This is a genomic window from Candidatus Diapherotrites archaeon (assembly GCA_040755695.1).
Classification (GTDB): Archaea; Iainarchaeota; Iainarchaeia; order Iainarchaeales; family 1-14-0-10-31-34; genus JBFMAK01.
The window spans coordinates 85,798-107,940 of the sequence record JBFMAK010000003.1 but is presented as its reverse complement, the minus strand read 5'-3'; the positions used below and the strand labels follow the sequence as shown (position 1 = coordinate 107,940).

The window sequence follows — 22,143 nt, the reverse complement described above, 5'->3', positions numbered from 1 at the left end:
AATTATTTTTCATATATATTGTCGTGATGGTCAAAAATAAGCATTTTTACTGTTTTTAAATTTTCATTGATTTCATAAGTTAAAACAAAGCTTTTAAGGATGTGAACTCTGTGCTGGCCTGCAAGATTATATTTTAGTGGCTTGAATCTCTGCGGGTTTTCAAGGATTTCTGAAATCTTGTTTTTTAAGGCTTTTTCCAGTTCTTTGTTTTTCTTGCATGCTTTCTTTATTGCTTTCTTGCATGAAGGCTCAGATTCAAGAGAATAAGCCATTGAATCACTTGAATAATTTATCAACAGAACCTACTTTTATCGCTTTTTCTTTTTGTGCTTTCTTTATTCTTTCAATAAAAGATTTCTTGTAATTCATTTCATCTACTGGGTGCCAATCAATGGAGTCCATCCATTTCCAGTCCTCGTCAGCAATTTCTTTTTTTTCCATATACTTTTGCATTATTTCAAGTTTTCTCATTTTAGTCGCCTCTTCAATCATTGCCCTTCTTGCAATTTCAGTCCATTTTATTTGCGGGTTCCTTCTTATCTCTTTTTCCAAAACACCGCTAACAGACATAGTCACATTCATCTGACCACCACATAATTATGTTAATCAAATAATTATGTTAATAACATGATATAAACTTATGCCTTATTGTATTGCGCTTTTTAATGCGTCCTTGCATTCGCATTTCCTTTGCTCTGGGATAAGTGGAATTGCTTCTTTTACAAGCATTTGCATTTTGTGGACGTTCTCTTTCATTATTTTCACTACTTCTGCTCCTGTGGCATGGCTGTCCTTCCAGCAGTCGTAGTCTGTTACCATTGCTATTGCTGCATAGCATATTTCTGCTTCTCTTGCAAGGACTGCTTCAGGGCACAAGGTCATGTTTATTATGTCTGCACCCCATGATTTGAAGAGAATGGATTCTGCTTTTGTTGAGAACCTTGGGCCTTCAATTACAATGCATGTTCCTTTCTCGTGGAATGGCAGGCTTAGTTTTTGTGCTGATTCAATCAGTATTTTTCTCAGTTCTTTGCAGAAGGGCTCTGCAGTAGAAATATGGCATACTTGCGTGCCTTCATAGAAAGTGTTTTTTCTGCCTTTCGTTAAATCAATGAATTGGTCAACTATTACAAGCTCGCCTGGCTTCATTTCTTCTTTTAGTGAGCCTACAGCGTTTGCTGCAATTATTCTTTGGACGCCTAATTCTTTCATTGCCTGGATATTCGCCCTGTAATTCACTTGCGATGGGTTGATTGAGTGTTTTGCCCCGTGCCTTGGAATGAATGCAATCTTTTTTTCTTCAAATTCTCCCGTTGTAACCAAATCGCTTGTCGCACCGAATGGCGTGTGCACTTTTTTCTGCTCTGTTTTCTTGAGCATTGCCGTGTCATAAAATCCTGAGCCTCCAATCAATCCAATCATTTTTTTTCCTCCTATTTTTATCAATCATTCGCTTTCATAGTCTACAAGAGAGAATACATCGTATCCCTTCAGTTTTTTTCTGCCTTTAAGAAAGCTTAATTCTACAAGGCAGCATATGCCTGCAACTTTTCCCCCTAATTTTTCGACTAATTTTATTATTGCCTCTATTGTTCCTCCTGTTGCAAGAAGATCATCTGCTATGAGCACCCTGTCGCCTTTTTTTATTGAGTCCATGTGCAGTTCGAATGCGTCTGTTGAGTATTCTGTCTTGAATTCCTGCTTTATTGTCTTCCATGGAAGTTTCCCTGGCTTTCTCACCGGCACGAATCCTGCGTTAAGTTCATGCGCTAGCACTGCTCCGAATATGAAGCCCCTTGATTCAGCGCTTGCAACCTTGTCTATAGCAATCCCTTTTTTGGTGTAATACTCTTTAAATTCGTTTATTACTGTCCTGAATGCCTGCGCGTCCTGCAGCAGGGTGGTAATGTCCCTGAACATTATTCCTTTTTTCGGGAAATCCGGCACAGCCCTTATTTTCTCTTTCAGAAATTTTTCTTTCATTCTCTGCTCCAGTAATTTTTTGTTCCAGGAATGTATTAAAAAGCTTTTCAGATAAATTAGTTTTCTGTTATGCAAAATGGAATTGACTGTTTTCTGGTTGACATTGATGGGCCTGTAACTGGGGCCTTTGCCAATGTAAAGCCAAAAGCAGTACTTGAGTTCATGAAAAAAGCAAATGAGGGCCACAAGGTTTTCTTTGTTTCAGGGCGTTCGATTGACTGGGTTCAAAAAAACCTGCTGCCGGTAATCAATTCTTTTGAAGCAAAATTTCCTAATGCGGTGAATAACATTTCTTTTGTCGGCGAGCACGGCCTTGTTACAGCAAGAATTTCTGGCGGAAAATTAATCAGGGAAATTAACAGAAGAATTAGTGTTCCAAAAAATATAATGGAAAAGGTTAGAAGGCAAGTGAAATTAATTCCTGGCGTGTTTTATGATAAAACAAAACAAGCTGTTGTGACAATTGAGGCCATTCATGAAATCAAAAGAAAGAATCCAGTGCTTGTTGAACAAGGACTTAAGAAAACAGAAAAATTAATGAGAGAAATTTCTTTAAAACACAAAGGATTTCATGTAGTGAGAAGCCTTTATGCCGTTGACCTTTTGCCTTTTGCTGTGAGCAAGGCTTTTGCTGCAGACCAGGCTCTCGGAATGCTTGGGCCTCAAAGAAGGAGAGTAAGGTTTTACAGGCTTTTCGGGGACAGCCCTTCTGACTTGAGAATGATTGAGCCTTTAAGGAAAAGGAAATTAAGTTATGAATTCTATTTTGTAGGGGATAAAAGCAAAATTAAAACTGAGAAAATGAAAGAAATTAAAAGGATTCATTTAACAAAAAGAAAATTGTTTGAGGGAACAATTGAGGCATTCAGGGAATTCAGGAAAAGAAGGCTTTCCTAAATGTTTGCTCTCCAGTAGTCAAGCAGGTCTTTCAAGGTTTGCTCGAATGTTATTTCAGGCTTCCAGCCTGTTTCTTTTCTGAATTTGTTGCTGTCTCCCAGAAGATTTAGCACATCGCTTGGTCTCATTCTTTTTGGGTCTTGCTCTATTTTGATTTTTTTGTTTTTGCTCAGGTTGATCAATCTGTCTATGATTTCCTTTATTGCGTAGCTTTTGCCTGAACAGATATTGTATACTTCTCCTGGTTTGCATTTTTGCGTTGCAAGCCAGTAAGCCCTCACCATGTCTCTAACATCAGTGAAGTCTCTTTTTGCTTCAAGGTTTCCAACATATAATATTGGCTCTTTCTTTTTTGCTTCGATTTCTGCTATCTGGTGCGCAAAATTGCTTGTGGCGTATACTTCGCCTCTTCTTGGGCCCGTGTGGTTGAATGCTCTTGTCCTGACAATTTTCATTCCGTAGCTTTTGAAGTATTGATAGCCGAGCATGTCCATTGCTACTTTGCTGACTCCGTAGGGGCTTAATGGTCTTAGCGGGTTGCTTTCTTTTATTGGGATTTCGTCCTCTTTAACCAGGCCGTATTCTTCGCTGCTTCCTGCTATTTGGATTACCGGGTTGGAATTGCTTTTCCTTACTGCTTCAAACAAGTTCAGTGAACCCATGATGTTTGTGTTTAATGTCTCGAAAGGAGAATTCCATGAGCTTGGCACAAAAGCCTGTGCTGCAAGATGGAATATTACCTCTGGCTGAACTTCTTTTATTGTTTCAGAGATTGCATTTAAATCATTAATATCTGCTTCAATTAATTTAATTTTTTCTTTTATATTGGATAAATTTTTTAGTGATTCATGTTTGTTTCTTAAAACTCCATTCACTTCTCCTAAATTGTTGTTCAATAAAAATTCGCTTAGATGGCTTCCAACAAAACCATTGACCCCGGTAATTAAAATTCTTTTCATTTTTTTACCTCCTAATTTATTCCTTTCCATTCCTTTAGTGCTTTCTCGTATCTTTCGAAGGTGTCTGTGGGGAACCATTGGCCTTTGTAGATGTAGCCATAAAGCTTTCCTTGAGCTGCAAGTTTTGGGAAGACTGCTTTCTCTATCTGGGAAAAGCCTTTTGGCAGCATGTCAATTATTTCAGGCTTGAGTATATAGGCCCCAGCATTCACTAAGTTGGATTTAGGGTTTTTTGGCTTCTCTAAAAATTCTATTACTTTGTCTCCCTCTAGTTCCATTACACCGAAATTTGACGGGTCTTCAACAGCCTTTAATGCAATTGTAGCGAGAGCATTGTGCTTTTTGTGGAATGAAATCATTTCCCCAAGATTGATGTTTGTGAGGTTGTCTCCATTAAACATTAGAAATTCTTCTTTAAGCAGGTCTTTTGCTAATTTTAACGGTCCTCCTGTGCCTAAAGGCTTTTCTTCTTCAATGTAAGTAATTTTTACGCCGAATTTTGTTCCATTGCCGAAATATTCTTTTATTGAGTCGGTCTTGTGGCCCAAAGCGAATATTATGTTTCTCACTTCATGTTTTCTGAGCAGTTCAACCAGGTAATCTATTATGGGCCTGCCTTTCACTGGAATCATGGGTTTGGGTATTTCATCAGTAAAAGGCTTAAGCCTTGTGCCCTTGCCTCCGGCAAGGACGAAGGCAGTATTAATGGAATTCAGGTTCAATGCCTTTGTTATGAGGGACTCGAATGCATGGCTCCTGTTCCTTATCTCTCTCCCATTTATGATTTTATCCACTCTTAAGAGCAGTGCAGAGTCAATGTTTACTGTGACCCTTTCCTTTTCCTCTTTTTTCATAATTTTTCATAAATATTTTGAGTGCATTAATTTTTAAATTTAATGAAGTATTTCTTTCTCAGGTGCTTTGATTGATTGGATTGAGCTCTAGTTATTTTGCCACAAAAGGCTTTGGGTTGAGGGATTCAATTATCAATTGCTCTGAATTGGGTTTCAGTTTAATTGAATTGGGTGCAGCGCACAAGTATTCTGTAAGCGAAGGAAGCCCTTTTGCAGTAATTAAAAAAATTAGAAAGGGGTTCCCTGAAAAAGCTTTCACTATTCATGGCCTTTTTCCTCCCCTAGCAAAGCAGGTGTGGTTTAATCCTTCTCTGGGCCTCACAAAAGAAAACAAATTGATTGCAGGGGACATGCTTAAGGCAGCAAGGATTGTTGAAGCCGAAGCAATAGGCTTTCACCCAGGCTTTTTGTATGAAATGGGCCTTGAATGGAAGAAGGAAGGTTATGCTGAAGCAGTAAAATTGAGGGAATTAAACAAAGCAGAGTCATTTGAAAATTTGTTTGAGGTAATAGATTTCTTTTTCAAGAAAAATTCATCTGGAACAAGGATTGCGATTGAGAACATCAAGAGCCAGGACGGGGCATTAGTTTCAGGCTTTCAGGGATTCAAAAAAGTCTTTAAGGAATTCCCTGAATTAGGCCTGCTTTTTGACACTGGCCACGCGCAGTGCGACGGCACCTTAAGTGGGCTTTTGAAATTGCAGGAAAAGATTTTTGAAGTGCACTTGCATTCAAACAGGAAAGGCCAGGATGTTCACGCTCCAATAAATTCAAAATTTTTGTCCAAACTAAAAAGCATAAAGCGCATAAAGAAAATTCCAATTATCCTCGAGCACTTCAGCAACGTGAAGGAAGAAGAAATACTAAAAGAAAAAAGGCTTGTGGAAAACTGGATGGAAAAGAATTAATTTTATTTTCCTGTTTTTTCAAGTTCTTCGGCATAGATTGAAAGGCATATGAGTGCTGTTTGGGTTAGGCTCTTTTTGTTTTTTTCAATGAATTCTTTTATGCTTCTTGAATTTCTTGGAATTTTGGCGGCGTACTTCATTTCCCACGCGTCTTCTGCTTCTTTTACTCTTAGCATTCCGTTTGGAAGCTCACTAAATTTTTCTTTCAAAAGCTTGTCTGGCTCTTTTGTTTTTATATCAATCGCATATAATGGTTCAATTGTTCCATTGACAACATCCCTTACTATTGCAAGAGCAGGCGCTTTTTCTTTTGGAACAGTCTTAAATTTGGCTCCGTAAAAAGAGAACTTTCTTTTTGCAATTCCAATCTCTTTTGCTGCGCTCTGTACTTTAAACCACGGGAATTGTTTTATTTTTCCAGGGACTTTAAATCCAATTTCCTCAGCCACTTCTCTTGTTGCTGTTTCATGCGGCTTTTCATGCTGTCTCTGTTTTCCGGTGTGGGGATAAATATCTGCCATACCTGAAACAACATGATACTTGTTTGGGAAGGTTGCAACAGTTGCACTTCTAAAAGGAATAATTATCTATTTACCACCTATTGAAAGGACTCCTGCCCCTGCTGGAGCCAAGTGAGGATAAACTTTTTCAAGTTTTCCTTTTCTTAAAAGAATTTTTCTTCTCACACCTTGCCTTGCTAAATCTGTTTTTGCGTAAGCGTAAGGTGTATACTCTGATGAATAAATATGTATGGTTGTCCCATCCTTCCCCATAATAACTCTTTGTCTTTGTGTTTCTATGGCTTCAAAAACTTTTCTGGGTGGTTTTCCTTTTTTTATTCTTGTTTGCTGTCGCAGCTCAAAAATCTTTTTTCCCATTTCAATAGCCCTTGTTGTTCTTTTGGATTCTGGTAAGGCTTCTGGGTGAAACACAATTTTTGGGTTAATCCATGGGCCAATTGCCTGCGCATATCTCTGCCTTTTATCTTTTGCTCCTCCGCGCACGACATAAACATTTTTTGCTGAAATTTTTATTGAAGTGCCTTTTCGTAGTCTTAACATTTAATCACCTTTTTCAAAGCATCATTTTGGCTTTTTCGTAGTCTTCTCTTGTGTTGATGTTCAGGTACATTCCCTGGAAGCTGTAGCCGTGCAGTAAATTCTTTTCTGCTAGTTTGGGCAGAAGGTCTGATTCAAGTGAATGCATTTCCCTGCTCATGTGCTTGAATATTTCCGGCTCGAACAGCATGAAGCCCGCATTAACCAGAAAGCTTTCAGTGCCTTTCCTGGGCTTTTGCGTGAACTTCCTTATTTTTTCCCCTTCAAGCATTGCAACACCGTACTCCTTTGGATTGCTTACTGTTGTGAGGGCGATTGTTGCAATGGAATTGTTTTTCCTGTGGAAGGAAAGCATCTCATTCAAATTCAAAGAGCATAAGGTATCGCCATAGGCAAGGAGGAATGTGTCATTCAGGTAATTCTTTGCCCTTATAAGCGGCTCAATTGTGCCTGAGGGCTTTGCTGACTCAATGAATTGAAGGTTATAGGGCAGCCTTCTTTCTTCAAATTCTTTTTTTATTTTTTCTTTCATTGAGTCAGTGTAAACCAGAAAATTGCTTACGTGAAAGCTGTTGATTTGGTCAATAACCCTTTCAAGTAGGGGTTTGCCTTTTAAATCAAGAAGGAATTTTGCTGAATTTTTGCCGCCTGCAAGCACTAAAGCATTTTTGAGCTTGAAGTCAGAGAGGAGTTTTGTGAGCAGGAATTCTATTGCCTGGCTCCTGCTCCTTATGGAGAGGCCGTCAATGCTCCTGTCAACCTGTTTAAGGACATCATCCCTTATTGTGATTGTAATCCTGTCTCTCATACCTTATCATACTTAATATGATGTAATACTTTTTTTAAAGCTTTTCTTTCCCTTAATTCCTATTGTATTGTTTCAAGGTGATATAATTGAATGTTACTGTTGTCGGCACAGGATATGTCGGTTTGGTTTCGGGCGTTGGCTTGGCTTTAAAAGGCCATAAAGTCTATTGTTATGATAATAACAAGGATAAAATTGAATTGATTAGGAAAGGCAAGAGCCCTATTTTCGAGGAAGGCTTGGAAGAGGCAATCCAGAAGACTTTGAACAAAAATTTGTTTCCTGTAACTGATTTGAATAAGGCCTTGAATGATTCTGATGCGAGTTTTATTTGTGTTGGAACGCCCTGCGATGATGCAGGAAAATGTGACCTTAGCTTTGTGAAGAGCGTTGCAATGGGCGTAGGCAATTTTTTGAAGAATTCAAGTAAATTCCATATTGTTGTGATTAAAAGCACTGTTGTGCCTGGCACTACAATGGAGGAAGTAAAGCCTTTGCTTGAAGAATCCTCAGGAAAGAAAGCTGGAAGGGATTTCGGCTTGTGCATGAACCCTGAGTTTTTGAGGGAGGGCGTTGCATTGGATGACTTCCTTAAGCCTGACAGGATTGTTGTTGGTGTGGTGGGGGAGAAAGAAAAGAAGGTTATGAAGGAATTGTATTCGAATTTTAATTCTCATATTCTTTTCACTGACCCTACCGAAGCTGAAATGATCAAGTATGCTTCGAATTCTTTCCTTTCAACCAAGATTTCTTTTATTAATGAGATAGGCAATATGTGCAAGGCCTTAAACATTGACGTTTACAGGGTTGCAGAGGGAATGGGTTTGGACAAGAGGATTGGAAGGCATTTCCTGAATGCAGGTCTTGGTTGGGGGGGCTCTTGTTTTCCCAAGGATGTTAGTGCTTTGATCTCAAAAGCAAAGGAATTGGGTTTGGATGCTTCGCTTCTTGAGTCTGTGGTTAAGGTGAATGAAGGCCAGCCAAATAAATTGATTGAATTAGCGAAAAAGAAGCATTCGCTTAAAGGCAAAAGGGTTGGCCTTTTGGGGCTTGCATTTAAGCCTGGGACAGATGACGTGAGAGAGAGCAGGGCTATAAAGATTATTGAGGCATTGAATAAGGAGGGCGCAATAATTCTGGCTCATGACCCTCAGGCCGAAGAGAACATGAAGAAGTTCTTCCCTGAATTGAATTATTTTGATTCTGCCCAAAAGCTCGTGAAAGAGAGCGAGATAATTTTTGTTGTGACTGAGTGGCCTCATTTCAGTAAATTGGATTTTAAGGGCAAGCCGGTTTTTGACGGCAGAAGAATTTTTAAGGAGAAGTTCCCTAAGAATTACACTGGAATTTGCTGGTGAGCTTAATTGAAAAAGTCTTCTATTACTAAGGCAGTGATTCCTGCTGCCGGCCTGGGCACAAGATTTCTTCCCGCAACAAAGGCCCAGCCAAAGGAAATGCTCCCTGTTGTAGACAAGCCTGCAATCCAGTACATTGTTGAAGAAGCTGTTGCTTCCGGAATTGATGACATTGTAATTATCACTGGGCGGACTAAAAGAGCCATTGAGGACCATTTCGATAAAAGTGTTGAATTGAATTCTCTGCTTGAATCAAAGAGGAATCATTTAATGCTTGAGGAATTAGATAAGATTGAGAACATGGCAGACATTTATTATGTAAGGCAGAAAGAACCATTAGGTTTAGGCCATGCAATCCTCTGCGCCAAAAAGCATATTGATGATGAGCCTTTTGCTGTTTTTTTGGGTGATGACTTGATTCTTTCAAAGAAGCCTTGCATTCAGCATTTGATTGAATTGTATGAAAGATACCATTCTTGTGTTCTCTCTGTTTATGCTGTGCCCCAAGATAAAATTCCATTATATGGGGTAATTAAGTACAATAAAAGTAATGGAGACCTTTTGGTTGAGGATTTGATTGAAAAGCCTTCCGTAAAGGAAGCCCCAAGCAATCTCGCGATTGTTGGAAGATATATTTTAAAGCCGGAAATTTTTGGCATTCTTGAGAGCACCCCTTTCGGCGCAGGAAACGAGCTTCAATTGACTGACGCTTTAAGAAAATTAAACAAAAAGGAAAGGATGGTTGCATTCAATATTACTGACGGCCAATGGCTTACTGTCGGAGATAAAATAACCTACTTGAAGGCAACAGTGGAATTTGCTTTGCAGAGGCCTGACCTGAGAGAAGAGTTCTTGAATTACCTGAAGGAAGTTGTGGAAAGAAAATGAATTCAGTTCTTGTTACAGGCGGCGCAGGATTCATTGGAAGCCATTTGTGCGATGCATTAATTGAAGGGGGCAACAAAGTTGTTTGTATTGACAATTTGATTACAGGGAAAAAAAGAAATATCTCCCATTTAATCAAAAACAAAAATTTCAAGTTTATCAAGGCAGACATCTGCAAGCCATTAAAATTCAAGGAAGGGTTTGACGAAATCTTTAATCTTGCTTCTGTTGCTTCCCCTGTGCATTACCAGAACTGGTCTATTGAGACTTTGATGGTTGGCTCGATTGGAACAAAGAACATGTTGGATTTGGCTGTAAAGAATAAGACTAAATTCTTGCATACTTCAACCTCAGAAGTATATGGTGACCCTTCTGTGCATCCTCAGCCTGAAAGCTATTGGGGCAATGTTAACCCGATTGGCTTGCGGTCCTCCTATGACGAATCAAAGCGTTTCTCTGAGGCTTTGATTATGGCTTATTACAGGAAAAAAAATTTGGATACAAAGATTGTCAGGATTTTCAATACTTATGGCCCTAGAATGGATTTGGATGATGGAAGGGTTGTTCCTAATTTCATCATGCAGGCGTTGAAAGGAAAGCCTTTGACTGTTTACGGCAGCGGAAAGCAAACGCGCTCCTTCTGTTATATTTCTGACATGGTTGAAGGCCTCCTTAAAATGATGGATTCAAATGAATCGGGTCCAATAAATTTAGGTAATCCTGGCGAATTCACAATACTTGAGTTGGCTCAAAAACTAGTCGGGTTAACTAAATCAAAATCAAAGATTGTTTTCAGGCCTCTGCCTGCTGATGACGCAACAAAAAGGAGACCTGACATTTCAAAAGCAAAAAAGTTATTGCATTGGGAGCCCACAGTTAAATTAGATTACGGGTTAGCCCTCACCATAAATTATTTCAAAAGTATTAAAAGTCTTCTGTAAAAAATATGTGTTGGTTTACAATGTTTTTTTGTTGGTGGTAAAGCAATGAAAGTTTTGATTGTTATTCCAACTTACAATGAAAGAAATAATATAAGGCTTTTGATTAATGAAATTTTAAAGGAATTTAAAAAAAATAAAATCAAAGGAAAAATTCTTGTTGTCGATGACACTTCTCCGGATGGAACCGGTTTTGAGGTAAAAAAAATAATGAAATCAAACAAAAATGTTTTTTTGCTTGAAAGAAAAAAGAAGGAAGGCTTAGGGGTCGCTTATATTGCGGGTTTCAAAAAGGCTTTTGAGTTAAATTCTGACTTGATATTTGGGATGGATGCCGATTTTTCTCATAACCCAAAATATATTATTGATTTTATTAATAAGATCAACGATGGTTTTGATGTTGTTATTGGAACTAGATACAGTAAGGGGGGGGGCTTCAAGAACAGGCCTTTTTACAGGGGCATAATGAGTAAAGGAGCTAATTTTTTGGTTAAACTTATCTTAAATTTGCCGGTTACAGATGTCACAAATGCTTATAGGGCGTATAAGACAGATGTGCTTAAATCAATAGATATAGATGGAATAGAATCAAGGGGTTATGAATTTCTTTCAGAGATACTTTTAAGAATTAACAAAAAAGGCTTTAAAATAACTGAGATTCCAACCATTTTTGATGCAAGGAGGGGCGGAAAATCAAAACTCTCTTTAAGGGAAATTCCCTTCTTTTTTTATCGCGCCATAAAGCTAAGGGTTAACAGTAAAATAAATTAATTTTGAGTGCTAATTAATGATTTTTAAAAAAAGATTTTTTGTCATAATAGGTTTGCTTTTGTTTATTTATATTTTACTTAAATTAGATATTTCAAAATCTTTTTCATATATCTACAAGATTAATCTTCTGTTCTTTTCCTTTTATCTTTTTTTAACCTTTTTTGTTTTGTTTATTAAGGGGTTAAAGTGGAGAGTTTTAATTTTGCCTTTTGGAAAGAATAAATCTGTTTTTTACTGTGTCAAGTATTTTCTTGTTGGTTTTTTTTGGGGCATTATTACCCCTGGCAGAATAGGGGAATTTGTTAGAACTTTTTATTTGGATAAAGAATTGAATAATTTAGGTAAGTCTTTCTCAACTGTTTTTATTGACAGGTTGTTTGATATTGTTGTTTTGTTGCTTTTAGGTTTGGTTGCAATATTGTCTTTTTCTTTTTCTTTTAATTTAGTTTTAATTTCTACACCCATCCTATTTGCTATCGTGTTGGCTGCTTTTGTTTGCATCATTTTTTTCTTTAAAAAGAAATTTATGAAAAAAATTTTGAGGCCATTTTTTTATTTTTTTGTTCCTCAAACCCATAAGAAAAAAATAAGGGTAAATTTTGATTCTTTTTATCACGGTTTAAGTATTTTAAAAAAGAAACCAAAATATTCAATCTTTGCTTTGATTTTGACTTTGCTTATCTGGTTGTTTTCAATTATAGCAGATTATTTTCTTATTTTGTCTTTGAATATTCAGGCAAGTTTATTTTTTGTTGCGTTAATAATCCCAATAATTAGGTTGGTTGATATAATTCCTATTTCTATTTCTGGTATTGGCACCAGGGATGCTGCCTTGATTTTTTTGTTTAGTTTTATTGGGTTGGCTAAAGAGCAGGCAATTGCTTTTTCTTTGGTTTATCTTTTTGTTGGCTATTTTTTAATAGCTTTAGCTGGGGGTTTGCTGTTTTTTAGGGAGTCAATTAAGCCGAATTTTAGTTTGACTAATAACGGTTAGTATGCTATTAATTTACCTTAGCTTGTAGACTTCAAAATTTTTATCTGAAAATATTAGTAATTCTTTTTTTAACTCCCAGTCAAAGTCTTTTTTGTTGATTATCACATACTTCACATCTAATTTGTACAAACAAGCCGTACATTTTTCAGTTAATATTTTTTCTGTTTGTTCATGTTTCATAATTAATTCTTTATATCCTTGGTCTTGCCTCACTTGGATTTCATCATAAGGCAGAAACCAGCCTTGCATTGGGTCAAAGGGAATTTTATTGGAATATTCTGCAATTTTTGCGGAGTTTTTACTTGCTATGAAAACCCTTTCCAAGCGCGAGTCCATTTTGTAAAATTCTAACGCAAAATTATATTCTTCTTTCGTGATCTTGCTTCCCATACGATATTTAATTAGTTCTCCTGAAAAAAAGCTTGAAGTAATTGTTCCAAAAAAAACAATGCATATTACGAGAACGGCAATGCTTAATTTTTTTGGTTTTTTTTCCGTAATCACTAAACCGACAAAACCGGCCACCCCTATATTTACAAGCTCAAAAAATTTTGAGGTATAAAACATTCCTAAACCAGCTAATCTCATTAAAGCGAATAATGTTACTGGCAAGGCAAAAGTAATCAGGAAAAATAACTTTTCTTTTTTTACTTTCTTCATGTTTTTGAAAAATAATAAAAAGGCTGCTAACAGTAGGAGCATTGGGAATAAGCCTATCCAGAAAGGTATTGCTATGGCAGTGGATAAAATGTTTTCAAAGCTTATTTTTAATTGATTTAATGCGCCGCTCCCAAGAACTGGATAGTTTATAAATAATGCCGGTAACACAAGGAATAAACTTAAAGGCAAAATTAAATTTTCTTTTATTTTTTCTTTGTAAAAAAAAAAGTAAATGAACAAAAATATTAGTAGAAGTATTGCTATGCCCGGGTGTAGAGCAAATACAACTGGAAAAAATAAGAATTTTAGTTTACTGTTTCTATGGATCATTATTATTGTTAAAATAAGAAAATTTAATCCTAAAATAACTCCGTAGCTTCCTAATAAGCTGTCGCGAAAAATTGTTTTAGCTCCAAATAATACTGCTGCACTAACAAGCCCTGCATTAGTGTTTTCCGTTATTTGTTTAACTAAAAAATAGGCAAGTACTGGCAATAAACCCATGAATATGACCCCAAATAACCAATTATAAAAATAATCGGGTAATATCGGCAACAAGTCATTAAATTGTTTTACGAATAATTGGAACCCAAACTGATAACTAAAACTTAGATTTGAGTAAGGTTCAAATGTTTGAGGTATCTTGTCTTTTAGTGCCCTTAATATAATAGTTTGAGCTGGGTCTGCGCTGGCATCGTAAAAAGGATGCAAAAACAAGAGAGGGAATGCTGAAATTAACATCATCAATAAACTTAATGCCCAAACTGAATTGGGAATTTCAAATTTAATTTTTGTTTTTCTGATTAACAAAAAGGCAATAAATATACTGGAGATAAGAATTAGGGCTGAATTAAGCCAAAAAATTCCAATATTTAATGAAACTAATGTGCTGACAGCTGCAAAAACGTAGAATCCTATGAGAAACATACTAAATTTACTGCCTTTATTCACTGTTTGCTCCTTTCCATTAAATTAATCTGCTCCTAATAAGATTTTTTCTTTTTCTTTGCTCCACTTGAAGATTTTTTCTTTTTTCTTCATAGCTTTTTTGAATTTTTTTTCTAAATTATTTGAATAAAAATAGTCGATTGCTTCAGCAAGCTTTTTAGGGTTTTTCGGTTCAACAAGCAACCCCGTCTTTTTATTTTCAATAAAGTCTGGATTGCCACCGACTTTGGTTGCAATTATTGGGGTATTTAATGCATAAGCTAGTTGAATTATTCCAGATTCACTGATATAAGTGTGGGGTATTACAACAGCATCTGCAGCAGTAAAATAAAGTACTGCTTCTTCATTTGAAACATACTTATCTACAATTAATATTTTTTCTTTTATTCCAAGTTTTTCTATTTTCTTTAAATACTCATTTTTGTTTTCCCAGAACTCGCCAACAATCATTAATTTTACATCATGCTTTTTCAAAATTAGAGGCATTGCTTCAAGTAGGTATCTTAGCCCTTTATAAGACCTAATAAAACCAAAAAATAATAAATTTTTTTCCTCTTTTAAACCAATTTTTTCCCTGGCTTGTTTTTTACTGACCTTTTTTTTTGGTTTAAATTCTTCTAAAAAAGTTTGTTCAATTAGACATTCTACTTTTGCATGAGGCATTAAAGAAAGCAATTTATTTTTATCTGCATTTGATCTCACCAAAAAATTATCTATTTGCCTGAAGAACATTTTTGTTAAAAATTTATTGATTACAAAAGATACATAAAAGTTTCTTCCAGTTTCTTGCTGGGGCAGTACATGGTGTGTTATTGCTGAAATTTTTGTTTTTCCTTTTATTTTTCTTGCAATAAAATAATAGCAAGGGGCTAAAAAAGTAGTCCACCATTGGAATATAACAATATCGGGCTTTTCTTTTTCTATTAATTTGACCGCTTTCACCCAGCTAAACGGATTTAATGTGTCTATAATCCATTCTATGTTAATATTTGGTTGGGGGACCTTCTCTTTCTGGAACCTTCCGGGAAACAAAAGCTTTGGAAAAAGTCTTTTGAATGAAATTACTTTTACTTTATGTTTTTTAGAGAGGGTTGTGCAAGTGATAGTATTTGAATGAGATATTCCCCCTCTGAACGGTTTGATTGGACCAATTACTATTACTTTCATTTTTTGGAATCACTTTGTTAATTTTAAATTGGGCAGACAGGGTTATTTTAAAATTTCTTTGAAAGCTTTGGTTATATAATCTAAATCTTCAATTGATAAATATTGATGGCAGCCCACATAGAAGCCGTTTGTGCCCACATATTCCGCATTTTTTAATTTTCCTTCATATAAATGTTTTAGATTTGCATATGCTTCCTGTTGTATTGGTATGCAGCCAAATAATGGTCTTGTTTCAATACCTTTTTCTTCAAGTTTTTTTCTTAATTCTTTCCTTGAAATCTTTTTTGTTTCTTTTATGACCAAAGGGTAAGCAAGATAACTTACCTTGTCAGAATACTCCGGTAGTTGAATTATGCCATCGAGCCTTTGGAGTCCTTCATTTAAGTATTTCACATTAAACTGTCTTTTACTGATAATTTCATCAGCTTTCTTTAATTGGGCTAGACCTAAGGCTGCCTGGAATTCGGTTGTCTTAAAGTTATAGCCGATTAGATCGTGTTTAAATCTTGGATCAAAATCTTCGCCTTTTTCATTTTCTCTGCTTCCTTTAAGTTTTGGGCAGAAGCCTTTAGGTCTTGTGCAAATGCTGCAATCGCACATTCTCCCGTGGGCTTTGATTTTTTTTACGAGCCTTGCAATTTCTTTGTCATTGGTGGTAATTGCCCCCATTTCTCCTACTTGAATGTTGTGGGCAATGTAAAAAGAAAAGTCAGACAAAAGAGAAAGAGAGCCGGTTTTTTTTCCTTTATAAATTGTTCCATGGGCTTGGGCTGAGTCTTCAAAAGTAATCAAATCGAATTCTTTTGCTATCTTGTTTATTTTATCCATGTCTGCAGGGTAGCCCATTAAATGGACTGGCAGTATAATTGAATACTCTTGCGGGTCTTTTGAGTTTTCTAATTCTTCTTTTATATTTTTGGGGTTTATTACAAATTTTTTGCTGTCAATATCAACAAAAACTGGCTCAAATTGTGTATTTACAATAGCATTAGTTGTAGCAATATAGGTTATAGGGGTTGTAATAATTTTCTTTCCTTTAAGTTCCTTAAAATATTTTAGGGCTGTGAGTCCAGCCATTAATGCTGAAGTCCCTGAGTTGACTGCAATGCAATATTTGGTGCCAACAAATTGACTCCATTTTTCCTCAAACTCTCTTGTTTTTGGGCCTTCAGAAACCCACCCGCTGTCAAGCACTTCATTTACTGCTTTTTTTTCTTCTTCTCCTAAAACAAACTCACCTACTTTTATCAACCTCATTTTTTTTATCACCAACTTTTATTACTAACTAATAAACACAAATTTTATTGCCAGGTCATCTTTTTTATTTTATAGAGTAATTCCTCTTCAATTTTCCTGTTATATTTTATCATTTCCGCAATTAACCCTATGACAATAATTTGAAATCCAAATATCAAAAGTACTGCTGTAAGAATTGCTGTTGGCAGGTATGGCGAAACCAATCCAGTGTTAAAATAATGAATTAATACCCTTGAACCTAAAAGTAAACCCAGCAAAAAAAATATGCTTCCAATTCCTAAAAAAACTTTTAATGGTTTATAATTTAAGTATGCAATTAAAATGGTTAAAAAAGCTTTCTTTGCATAAACAAAAATGTTTGATATGAGCCGTGAGCTTCCTTTTCTTTTTCTAAAATCTATGGGGGCCTCTCTTATTATTAATTTTTTTTCTGCTGCTTGAAGTATTGTCTCTTGTGTGTAAGTATAGTCAGAGAAAATGTTTAATTGTAAGGCGGCTTCTCTGCTGAACGCTCTAAAACCAGTTTGGGCATCAGAAATAGGTAAACCAGAAATATTTCTAACAATCCAGGAAACAATCCTGTTGCCTATCTTTTTTTGTAAAGGCATTTCTTCAATCCATCCCTTAAATCTTGAGCCCAGCACAATGTCTGCTTCATTGTTAAGTATTGGTTTGATTAAAAGAGGGATTTGCTTTTGGTTGTACTGAAAATCTGCATCTGTGTTAATTATTATATCCGCCCCTAAATTCAAAGCATTTTCAAGGCCTTTCTTGAAAGTTCTGGCCAAACCAAGTCTCTTTTTATTGATTAAAACTTGTGCTCCTGCTTTTTTTGCTGCTTCGGAAGTTTTGTCTGTGGAGCCGTCATCAATCACTAGAATTTCTATTTTTGAAATGCCTTCAATTTTTTTTGGTATTTCTTCAATAACTTTGGCTACTGTATTTTCCTCATTGTAAGCTGGAATTGTTATTATTAGTTTCATTTTATATCTTCCCCTATATAAAAAACTTCCCCGAATATATTTTAAGGTTTTGGTACATTGCTTGGAATATACTTATATATTTCTAGATAATGCGGTTTATCAGTTTTAAATATTAATTGCAGGCTTTTTCTGTTTTCTATAATAAAACCTTCAACTGCCTTTCTTTCTTTGTCCACAATTGTTTTCTGCCTTAAACTTTCGCTGCCTCTCCTATTGCTATACTCCAAATTAATTATGTAAGTTTTATCATCAAAAAACTTTTTCACATCAAAATTTTTCATTGTTGGACCCAAATCATTTTCCGCATCAATTCTAATGTATCTTCGCTTTTCAAATGCCCCTCGGAGGGTGTACATGCAGTCATCACTGCCACCAACAAGCAAGGCATTTTTTGGGGTGTTAGAATAAATTTGTTGGAAAACAGTGTATCTATCTTTTAAAAAATTTGAATGATAATATGAGGCCACTGTTAAAACGCAAAAAAGAAACAAAATAATTAAAGCAAAAATTTTATTACGATTTAAAAATTTTATTTTCATTGAAATTTTTTTCAGTATTGTTTCAAATAAAGGAATGTATATAATCAAAAGCAAGCCAAGGGCAGGGATTATGTAGCGAATTTGGGTTGTAAAATTTTTAATTATGTTAAAATCATATGATAGAACGTTATATGCCTTTACATAAAATAATAAATAACTTAATAAAACCAGTGAGATTTCAATTCTTCCCTGCTTTTTATAAAAAATGGGGCTTAAAAGCATTAAAGGGTACATTACTGTGATAACAATTAATGCAAATAGTAAAGTGTAAAAGGAGCTGGCCAGATTTAATTTGTGTGAAATTAACGTGCCTATGTTTCCGTACCCTGCAGTAAAAAAATTTCCGTAAAAATAATTATTATATGCTAAAATAAATAGTGCAGGCAAAACTATTCCGCTTATTAATGCAAAAAATTTTTTCTTATCTTTAAAAAGAGAAAACAAGGCAAAAGGCCAGAAAGCAATTAATGCATCGTATCTTACAATGCAGGCAAAACCGAAGAAAAGTCCTGAAAGATAGTTTTTCTTTAATTCTTTTGATAAGTAAAAATAAAAGCCCAGCAAAAGAAACATTAACACTAATAGCTCTGTGTTTAAGGTCCGCATATCCCAAATAAAAGCTGGAAATAACAGATAAAGCAGGGAATTTATTGGGTTAAATTTCAGTTTCTTTAAAATTAAATAGAATAAAAAGAAGTTTATCAGGTGGATTATTAATCCGGAAAGCATTAAGGCACTAAACCCTATAAAAGTGAATGGCAATAAAAATAATGATTTTCCAATATAATAATTTGAAATAAATCCTTGGCCATTAAATGTCCCCCTGCAGGCCTTTAATGGGTCCTCTGTTATCAAGGAACCTTGTTTTAAAAGATAAGCATTTTTTGCATATTCATGTTCATCAATAGATGCATAAAAAACAGGGAAAAAAATTAAATATATGGAAGAAAAGATTAAAGCGCAAAAAATTAATATTTTTTCATTGTAACCTAACCTGCTCAAAAAATTTGAAGATTTTTTTTTCATTATTTAAAACCGCATTTTACTTAAAAACAGTTATTTTTGTTAAGGCAATAAAAATAAATCTGCTATAATCTATATATATTACAATATGAGTTTAAAACATTAATTTTTATGTAAATCAAGAGTTTTTTAAATAAATACGTTTTTAACAGGTTACCCAAAATTTTATTTTAAGGTAATAAAATAATGATTTCAATAAAAAAAAATAAAAGTAAAATTTTAAGAATAGTTATCGGGGCAGTAATCCTGCTTCTCATTTTAAAATGGGTTGGTTTCAACAATGTTTTTACCGAACTGCAAAAAATAAACCCGCTTTTCTTTGTTCTTGCTTTTTTAATAGTATTCTTTATTATATTCCTAAATTTTATTTGTGTAAAAATTTTTCTGGATAAAATTAAAAAAATTGATTCAAAACACTTTTTTTATAATTATTGTTATTCTTGGGCACTCGGGTTTTTGGCGCCGGGCAAAATAGGGGATTTTTCTTTAGCATATTTCCTGAGAAAAGAATTTAAGCCGGGTCAGATAGTTGCCTCAATGATTTTAGATAAGGGCATAACAATTGTTTTGCTGTCTGTTTTCTTAACTTTTTTTATTTTTTTCTTTTCTCCTGAAAACTTATTTTGGAATGTTATTTTTCTGGTTTTATTATGGGGGGCAATAATATTTGGTTTTTATTCTGTTTTTTCTTTAAGCAAAAATAATTTTTTAATGAGGTTTATTTTCAAAAATGTAACCCCCTTCTTTGGTGTTTTTCATGAAACTTTACTTTCATTAGCAAAAAACAAATCAATTCTTTTATGCAACTTTGTTATAACCTTTTTTAGAATAATACTGCAGGGCGTGTTGATTTTTGTCCTTTTATTGGGTTTGGGTGAAATGGCAGCCCCTTTTATTATAATTCTCATAAATTCTTCTTCTCTTATAGTTTCCTATATTCCAATTTCTATTGGGGGGCTTGGCATTAGAGAAGGCGCTTTCATATTATTTTCACAGCAATTCGTGGTAAATTTAACAACCTTGGCGGCAGCTCTAGGTTATGCCTTAATATTAAATTTTGTGGCAATGGTAATAATTGGTCTTTTATACTTTAAAAAAACAATTTTGTCGAACACAAAAAAATAAATGTGTATGTTAAAGCCCAAAATATTTGTTCCAATCTTCAAGTAAAATAATATTTGAATAATTTAGGAAAATTACGAAGTATATCAAAATGATCAAACTAATTATAAAAAATTTTAAATTTTTGTTATTAACCGAATCAATGCTTAAAGCAACAAAAAACATAGAATTAAAGATAAGAAATGTATAATATCTGAAACTTCCTAACATTGGTGCAATAATATATAAAAAAGCAGACAATATAATGCTTAAAACAAATGTTATCAGAAAGAATTTTGGTTCTCTTTTTCTCGATTTAACAGTCAAGATTAGGCCGTAAGAAAATAAAATAATAAAGATAAAAATTACTATTGCTGATACAGGGAGGATCATTAAGTAAAAAAACGAATTAATATTTATTCCAATAACTAATTTGTATATATTGTAAAAAAGGGCAGTCAAATTGTTTTCAGTTTTTGCCCCAAATAAATGACTGCTTTCAAATTTTTTAATTTGTGTTGGGGCAAAAATAAAAATAGGCATTATTAAAATAATAAAAACAGCAATAATTTTCCAATACTTTTTCACTTCTGCAAAAGATTTTTTGAATACAAAAAGGAAAAGAAAAATAAGTTCAGAGAAAATTATAAAGAGCGCCGTAACATAATGTAAGTATACAAGCATAACATAAGTTAAAGACAAAAACCAGAGAATTTTTCTTTTTTCTTTAATATCTTTTAAACGTAACAATCGTCCAATTAGGTAAGCGCTCAAAGCGAAAAGAGTTATTAATATTATATAATGCCTCAAATGGCTTGAGTAAGCTATATGCAATGGGTTAAATACAATTAACAAAATACTTATCCATACTAGTTCTTTATTTTTTGGGAAAAATTCTTTCAATGCAAACCAAAAAAAAGCTATGCCTGCTAGAGCAATCAGAATAAAAATAACCCTCAAAGCAATAACAGAAAAAAACCGTCTTAAAACGAATATTATTGCATAAAATAATGGGGGGTAATAATCGTTTTTTAGTGCATAGTCCATTGCTTTAAATGATTCAGAATATTTGAATGTTATAACTTCATCGACGCCAAATTTTTTTTGGTCAATATTTATTGCCCTTAATAGAAAAGCTACAATAAACAAAAAAATTAAGATTTTGGTCTCTTTTTTCATTTAAATCTAAATGACTAAAAAATAATTTAAAACTTTAACGCAAAAACCTTACTATCTTTAATTTTTTTGCTTACTTGCTAAAATATAACTAATCATGTTAAAAGGTGAAAGAAAAAGCAGTTTATCAATAATAAAAAGAAAGTTTGATATTTTTTCTGATAAAACAGAAACTGGGAGGGAAAACAAGTATAAGGTTCCGCTTTTATTTATTTTAAAACCTTCTTTTTTCAGTATTTTTGTAACATTAAAATTATTTAACTGTTGGATATGTTGTTCTTTAAGTGAATAGTCTTTAGGGGCAAGCGTTTTGTCAAAAACAGCTTCTGCAAGTGGCCATAAAGACATATTGTTTGGGAAGGATATAAGCAGGTAGCCGTCTTCTTTTAAAATTTTCTTGCACTCAATTAAGGCTTTTGAAGGGTTATGGATGTGTTCCAAAACATGCGATAAAATCACTAAATCAAAGGCCCCCTTTTTGAATGGGATATTGTCCAAATCGCCGACCAAAACTTTTACTTTTGTATACTTAATGTTGGTTGATTTTTTTAGATATTTGGCTGCTTCAAATGATAAATCCATACCAAAAATAGATTTATAATAATTTTTTGCCGCTAATTTTTTAATAATTATCCCCGAACCAAAACCTATTTCTAGAACGTTTTCAATTTTTTTCTTTGGCATTAAATCTATTAAAAATTTTTCTCTTGTTTTATAAAAAAAACGTTGAGATTTATGCATTGAGTTATGTGCTTTTTCATAGTAGTCTCCAGATATTCCAAGATATGTTTTATTTAATGGTAACATAAATAACGTCTTTTTACGCTTGAGAATTTATTAAATGTTCACCCTGTGTCGCAAGTAATCTGCGTTAGCGGACCG

Annotated in this window: 24 protein-coding genes; 8 read left to right on the top strand and 16 right to left on the bottom strand. The window is 34.3% G+C overall.

The genetic code is table 11. The features are described 5' to 3' along the window. Positions 1-2: 2 nt before the first annotated feature. From AB1467_05735 to AB1467_05720, 4 genes are all read right to left on the bottom strand, one after another. Complete coding sequence (locus tag AB1467_05735; GenBank protein ID MEW6295760.1) at positions 3-272, bottom strand: type II toxin-antitoxin system RelE/ParE family toxin; 270 nt, start codon at positions 270-272, stop codon at positions 3-5. A 4-nt stretch (positions 273-276) separates the two neighbouring features. Next, positions 277-582, bottom strand: a complete 306-nt coding sequence (locus AB1467_05730; protein ID MEW6295759.1) for a hypothetical protein — start codon at positions 580-582, stop codon at positions 277-279. A gap of 63 nt (positions 583-645) precedes the next feature. Continuing rightward, a complete protein-coding gene (gene mtnP / locus AB1467_05725; GenBank protein MEW6295758.1) occupies positions 646-1,422 on the bottom strand; it encodes an S-methyl-5'-thioadenosine phosphorylase in 777 nt (258 codons plus the stop codon). A gap of 24 nt (positions 1,423-1,446) precedes the next feature. Continuing rightward, the gene (locus AB1467_05720; GenBank protein MEW6295757.1) at positions 1,447-1,983 is read right to left on the bottom strand and encodes an adenine phosphoribosyltransferase; all 537 of its coding nucleotides are present in this window, start codon (positions 1,981-1,983) and stop codon (positions 1,447-1,449) included. A gap of 69 nt (positions 1,984-2,052) precedes the next feature. Here AB1467_05720 and AB1467_05715 point away from each other — a divergent pair, with 69 nt between their 5' ends. Further along, on the top strand, positions 2,053-2,880 hold the full coding sequence (locus AB1467_05715) for a hypothetical protein (GenBank protein MEW6295756.1): 828 nt from the start codon (positions 2,053-2,055) through the stop codon (positions 2,878-2,880). Here AB1467_05715 and AB1467_05710 read toward each other — a convergent pair. Continuing rightward, the gene (locus AB1467_05710) at positions 2,877-3,839 is read right to left on the bottom strand and encodes a GDP-mannose 4,6-dehydratase (GenBank protein ID MEW6295755.1); all 963 of its coding nucleotides are present in this window, start codon (positions 3,837-3,839) and stop codon (positions 2,877-2,879) included. The two genes, AB1467_05715 and AB1467_05710, sit on opposite strands and share 4 nt — an antisense overlap. Positions 3,840-3,850: 11 nt before the next feature. Further along, positions 3,851-4,693, bottom strand: a complete 843-nt coding sequence (locus AB1467_05705; protein MEW6295754.1) for a nucleotidyltransferase family protein — start codon at positions 4,691-4,693, stop codon at positions 3,851-3,853. A gap of 71 nt (positions 4,694-4,764) precedes the next feature. Between AB1467_05705 and AB1467_05700 the strand changes: the two genes are divergently transcribed. Further along, on the top strand, positions 4,765-5,601 hold the full coding sequence (locus AB1467_05700; GenBank protein MEW6295753.1) for a TIM barrel protein: 837 nt from the start codon (positions 4,765-4,767) through the stop codon (positions 5,599-5,601). Between the two features lie 2 nt (positions 5,602-5,603). Here the strand turns inward: AB1467_05700 and AB1467_05695 are convergent, their stop codons facing one another. The 3 genes from AB1467_05695 to AB1467_05685 all read right to left on the bottom strand — a co-directional run bounded on the left by AB1467_05695 (position 5,604) and on the right by AB1467_05685 (position 7,467). Next, the gene (locus AB1467_05695; GenBank protein MEW6295752.1) at positions 5,604-6,122 is read right to left on the bottom strand and encodes a hypothetical protein; all 519 of its coding nucleotides are present in this window, start codon (positions 6,120-6,122) and stop codon (positions 5,604-5,606) included. A gap of 66 nt (positions 6,123-6,188) precedes the next feature. Next, entirely contained in the window at positions 6,189-6,662 is a 474-nt protein-coding gene (locus tag AB1467_05690; protein ID MEW6295751.1) for a hypothetical protein, read from the bottom strand. A gap of 13 nt (positions 6,663-6,675) precedes the next feature. Further along, positions 6,676-7,467 (bottom strand): sugar phosphate nucleotidyltransferase, encoded by a 792-nt coding sequence (locus AB1467_05685; protein MEW6295750.1) that lies wholly within the window; start codon positions 7,465-7,467, stop codon positions 6,676-6,678. A gap of 86 nt (positions 7,468-7,553) precedes the next feature. On the opposite strand from AB1467_05685, the gene AB1467_05680 reads away from it, so the two are divergent. The 5 genes from AB1467_05680 to AB1467_05660 are packed head-to-tail and all read left to right on the top strand — an operon-like array spanning position 7,554 to position 12,407. Next, complete coding sequence (locus AB1467_05680; GenBank protein MEW6295749.1) at positions 7,554-8,822, top strand: UDP-glucose/GDP-mannose dehydrogenase family protein; 1,269 nt, start codon at positions 7,554-7,556, stop codon at positions 8,820-8,822. Between the two features lie 6 nt (positions 8,823-8,828). Next, positions 8,829-9,707 carry a UTP--glucose-1-phosphate uridylyltransferase GalU gene (gene galU / locus AB1467_05675; protein MEW6295748.1) on the top strand — a complete coding sequence of 293 codons (879 nt, stop codon included), beginning with the start codon at positions 8,829-8,831 and terminating at the stop codon, positions 9,705-9,707. Further along, the gene (locus tag AB1467_05670; GenBank protein ID MEW6295747.1) at positions 9,704-10,645 is read left to right on the top strand and encodes a UDP-glucuronic acid decarboxylase family protein; all 942 of its coding nucleotides are present in this window, start codon (positions 9,704-9,706) and stop codon (positions 10,643-10,645) included. The genes galU and AB1467_05670 overlap by 4 nt, the downstream gene beginning before the upstream one ends. Positions 10,646-10,690: 45 nt before the next feature. Further along, the gene (locus tag AB1467_05665) at positions 10,691-11,413 is read left to right on the top strand and encodes a polyprenol monophosphomannose synthase (protein MEW6295746.1); all 723 of its coding nucleotides are present in this window, start codon (positions 10,691-10,693) and stop codon (positions 11,411-11,413) included. A gap of 16 nt (positions 11,414-11,429) precedes the next feature. Continuing rightward, positions 11,430-12,407, top strand: coding sequence for a lysylphosphatidylglycerol synthase transmembrane domain-containing protein (locus AB1467_05660; protein MEW6295745.1), 978 nt, complete (start codon positions 11,430-11,432; stop codon positions 12,405-12,407). Positions 12,408-12,419: 12 nt separating this feature from the next. Here AB1467_05660 and AB1467_05655 read toward each other — a convergent pair whose 3' ends face one another. Genes AB1467_05655 through AB1467_05635 form a run of 5 tightly spaced genes read right to left on the bottom strand, consistent with a single transcriptional unit; the run spans position 12,420 to position 18,987 of the window. Further along, a complete protein-coding gene (locus AB1467_05655; GenBank protein MEW6295744.1) occupies positions 12,420-14,018 on the bottom strand; it encodes a hypothetical protein in 1,599 nt (532 codons plus the stop codon). Positions 14,019-14,039: 21 nt separating this feature from the next. Beyond that, entirely contained in the window at positions 14,040-15,182 is a 1,143-nt protein-coding gene (locus tag AB1467_05650) for a glycosyltransferase family 4 protein (GenBank protein ID MEW6295743.1), read from the bottom strand. A 42-nt stretch (positions 15,183-15,224) separates the two neighbouring features. After that, positions 15,225-16,439, bottom strand: a complete 1,215-nt coding sequence (locus AB1467_05645; GenBank protein MEW6295742.1) for a DegT/DnrJ/EryC1/StrS family aminotransferase — start codon at positions 16,437-16,439, stop codon at positions 15,225-15,227. A gap of 44 nt (positions 16,440-16,483) precedes the next feature. Further along, positions 16,484-17,422, bottom strand: a complete 939-nt coding sequence (locus AB1467_05640) for a glycosyltransferase family 2 protein (protein ID MEW6295741.1) — start codon at positions 17,420-17,422, stop codon at positions 16,484-16,486. Positions 17,423-17,463: 41 nt separating this feature from the next. Further along, the gene (locus AB1467_05635) at positions 17,464-18,987 is read right to left on the bottom strand and encodes a hypothetical protein (protein ID MEW6295740.1); all 1,524 of its coding nucleotides are present in this window, start codon (positions 18,985-18,987) and stop codon (positions 17,464-17,466) included. Between the two features lie 183 nt (positions 18,988-19,170). On the opposite strand from AB1467_05635, the gene AB1467_05630 reads away from it, so the two are divergent. After that, positions 19,171-20,109, top strand: a complete 939-nt coding sequence (locus AB1467_05630; protein ID MEW6295739.1) for a lysylphosphatidylglycerol synthase transmembrane domain-containing protein — start codon at positions 19,171-19,173, stop codon at positions 20,107-20,109. Positions 20,110-20,118: 9 nt separating this feature from the next. On the opposite strand, the gene AB1467_05625 is transcribed toward AB1467_05630, so the two are convergent. Both AB1467_05625 and AB1467_05620 read right to left on the bottom strand, forming a co-directional pair. After that, positions 20,119-21,264 carry a hypothetical protein gene (locus AB1467_05625; GenBank protein ID MEW6295738.1) on the bottom strand — a complete coding sequence of 382 codons (1,146 nt, stop codon included), beginning with the start codon at positions 21,262-21,264 and terminating at the stop codon, positions 20,119-20,121. Positions 21,265-21,321: 57 nt separating this feature from the next. Continuing rightward, positions 21,322-22,068 carry a class I SAM-dependent methyltransferase gene (locus AB1467_05620; GenBank protein ID MEW6295737.1) on the bottom strand — a complete coding sequence of 249 codons (747 nt, stop codon included), beginning with the start codon at positions 22,066-22,068 and terminating at the stop codon, positions 21,322-21,324. Between the last annotated feature and the right edge of the window lie 75 nt (positions 22,069-22,143).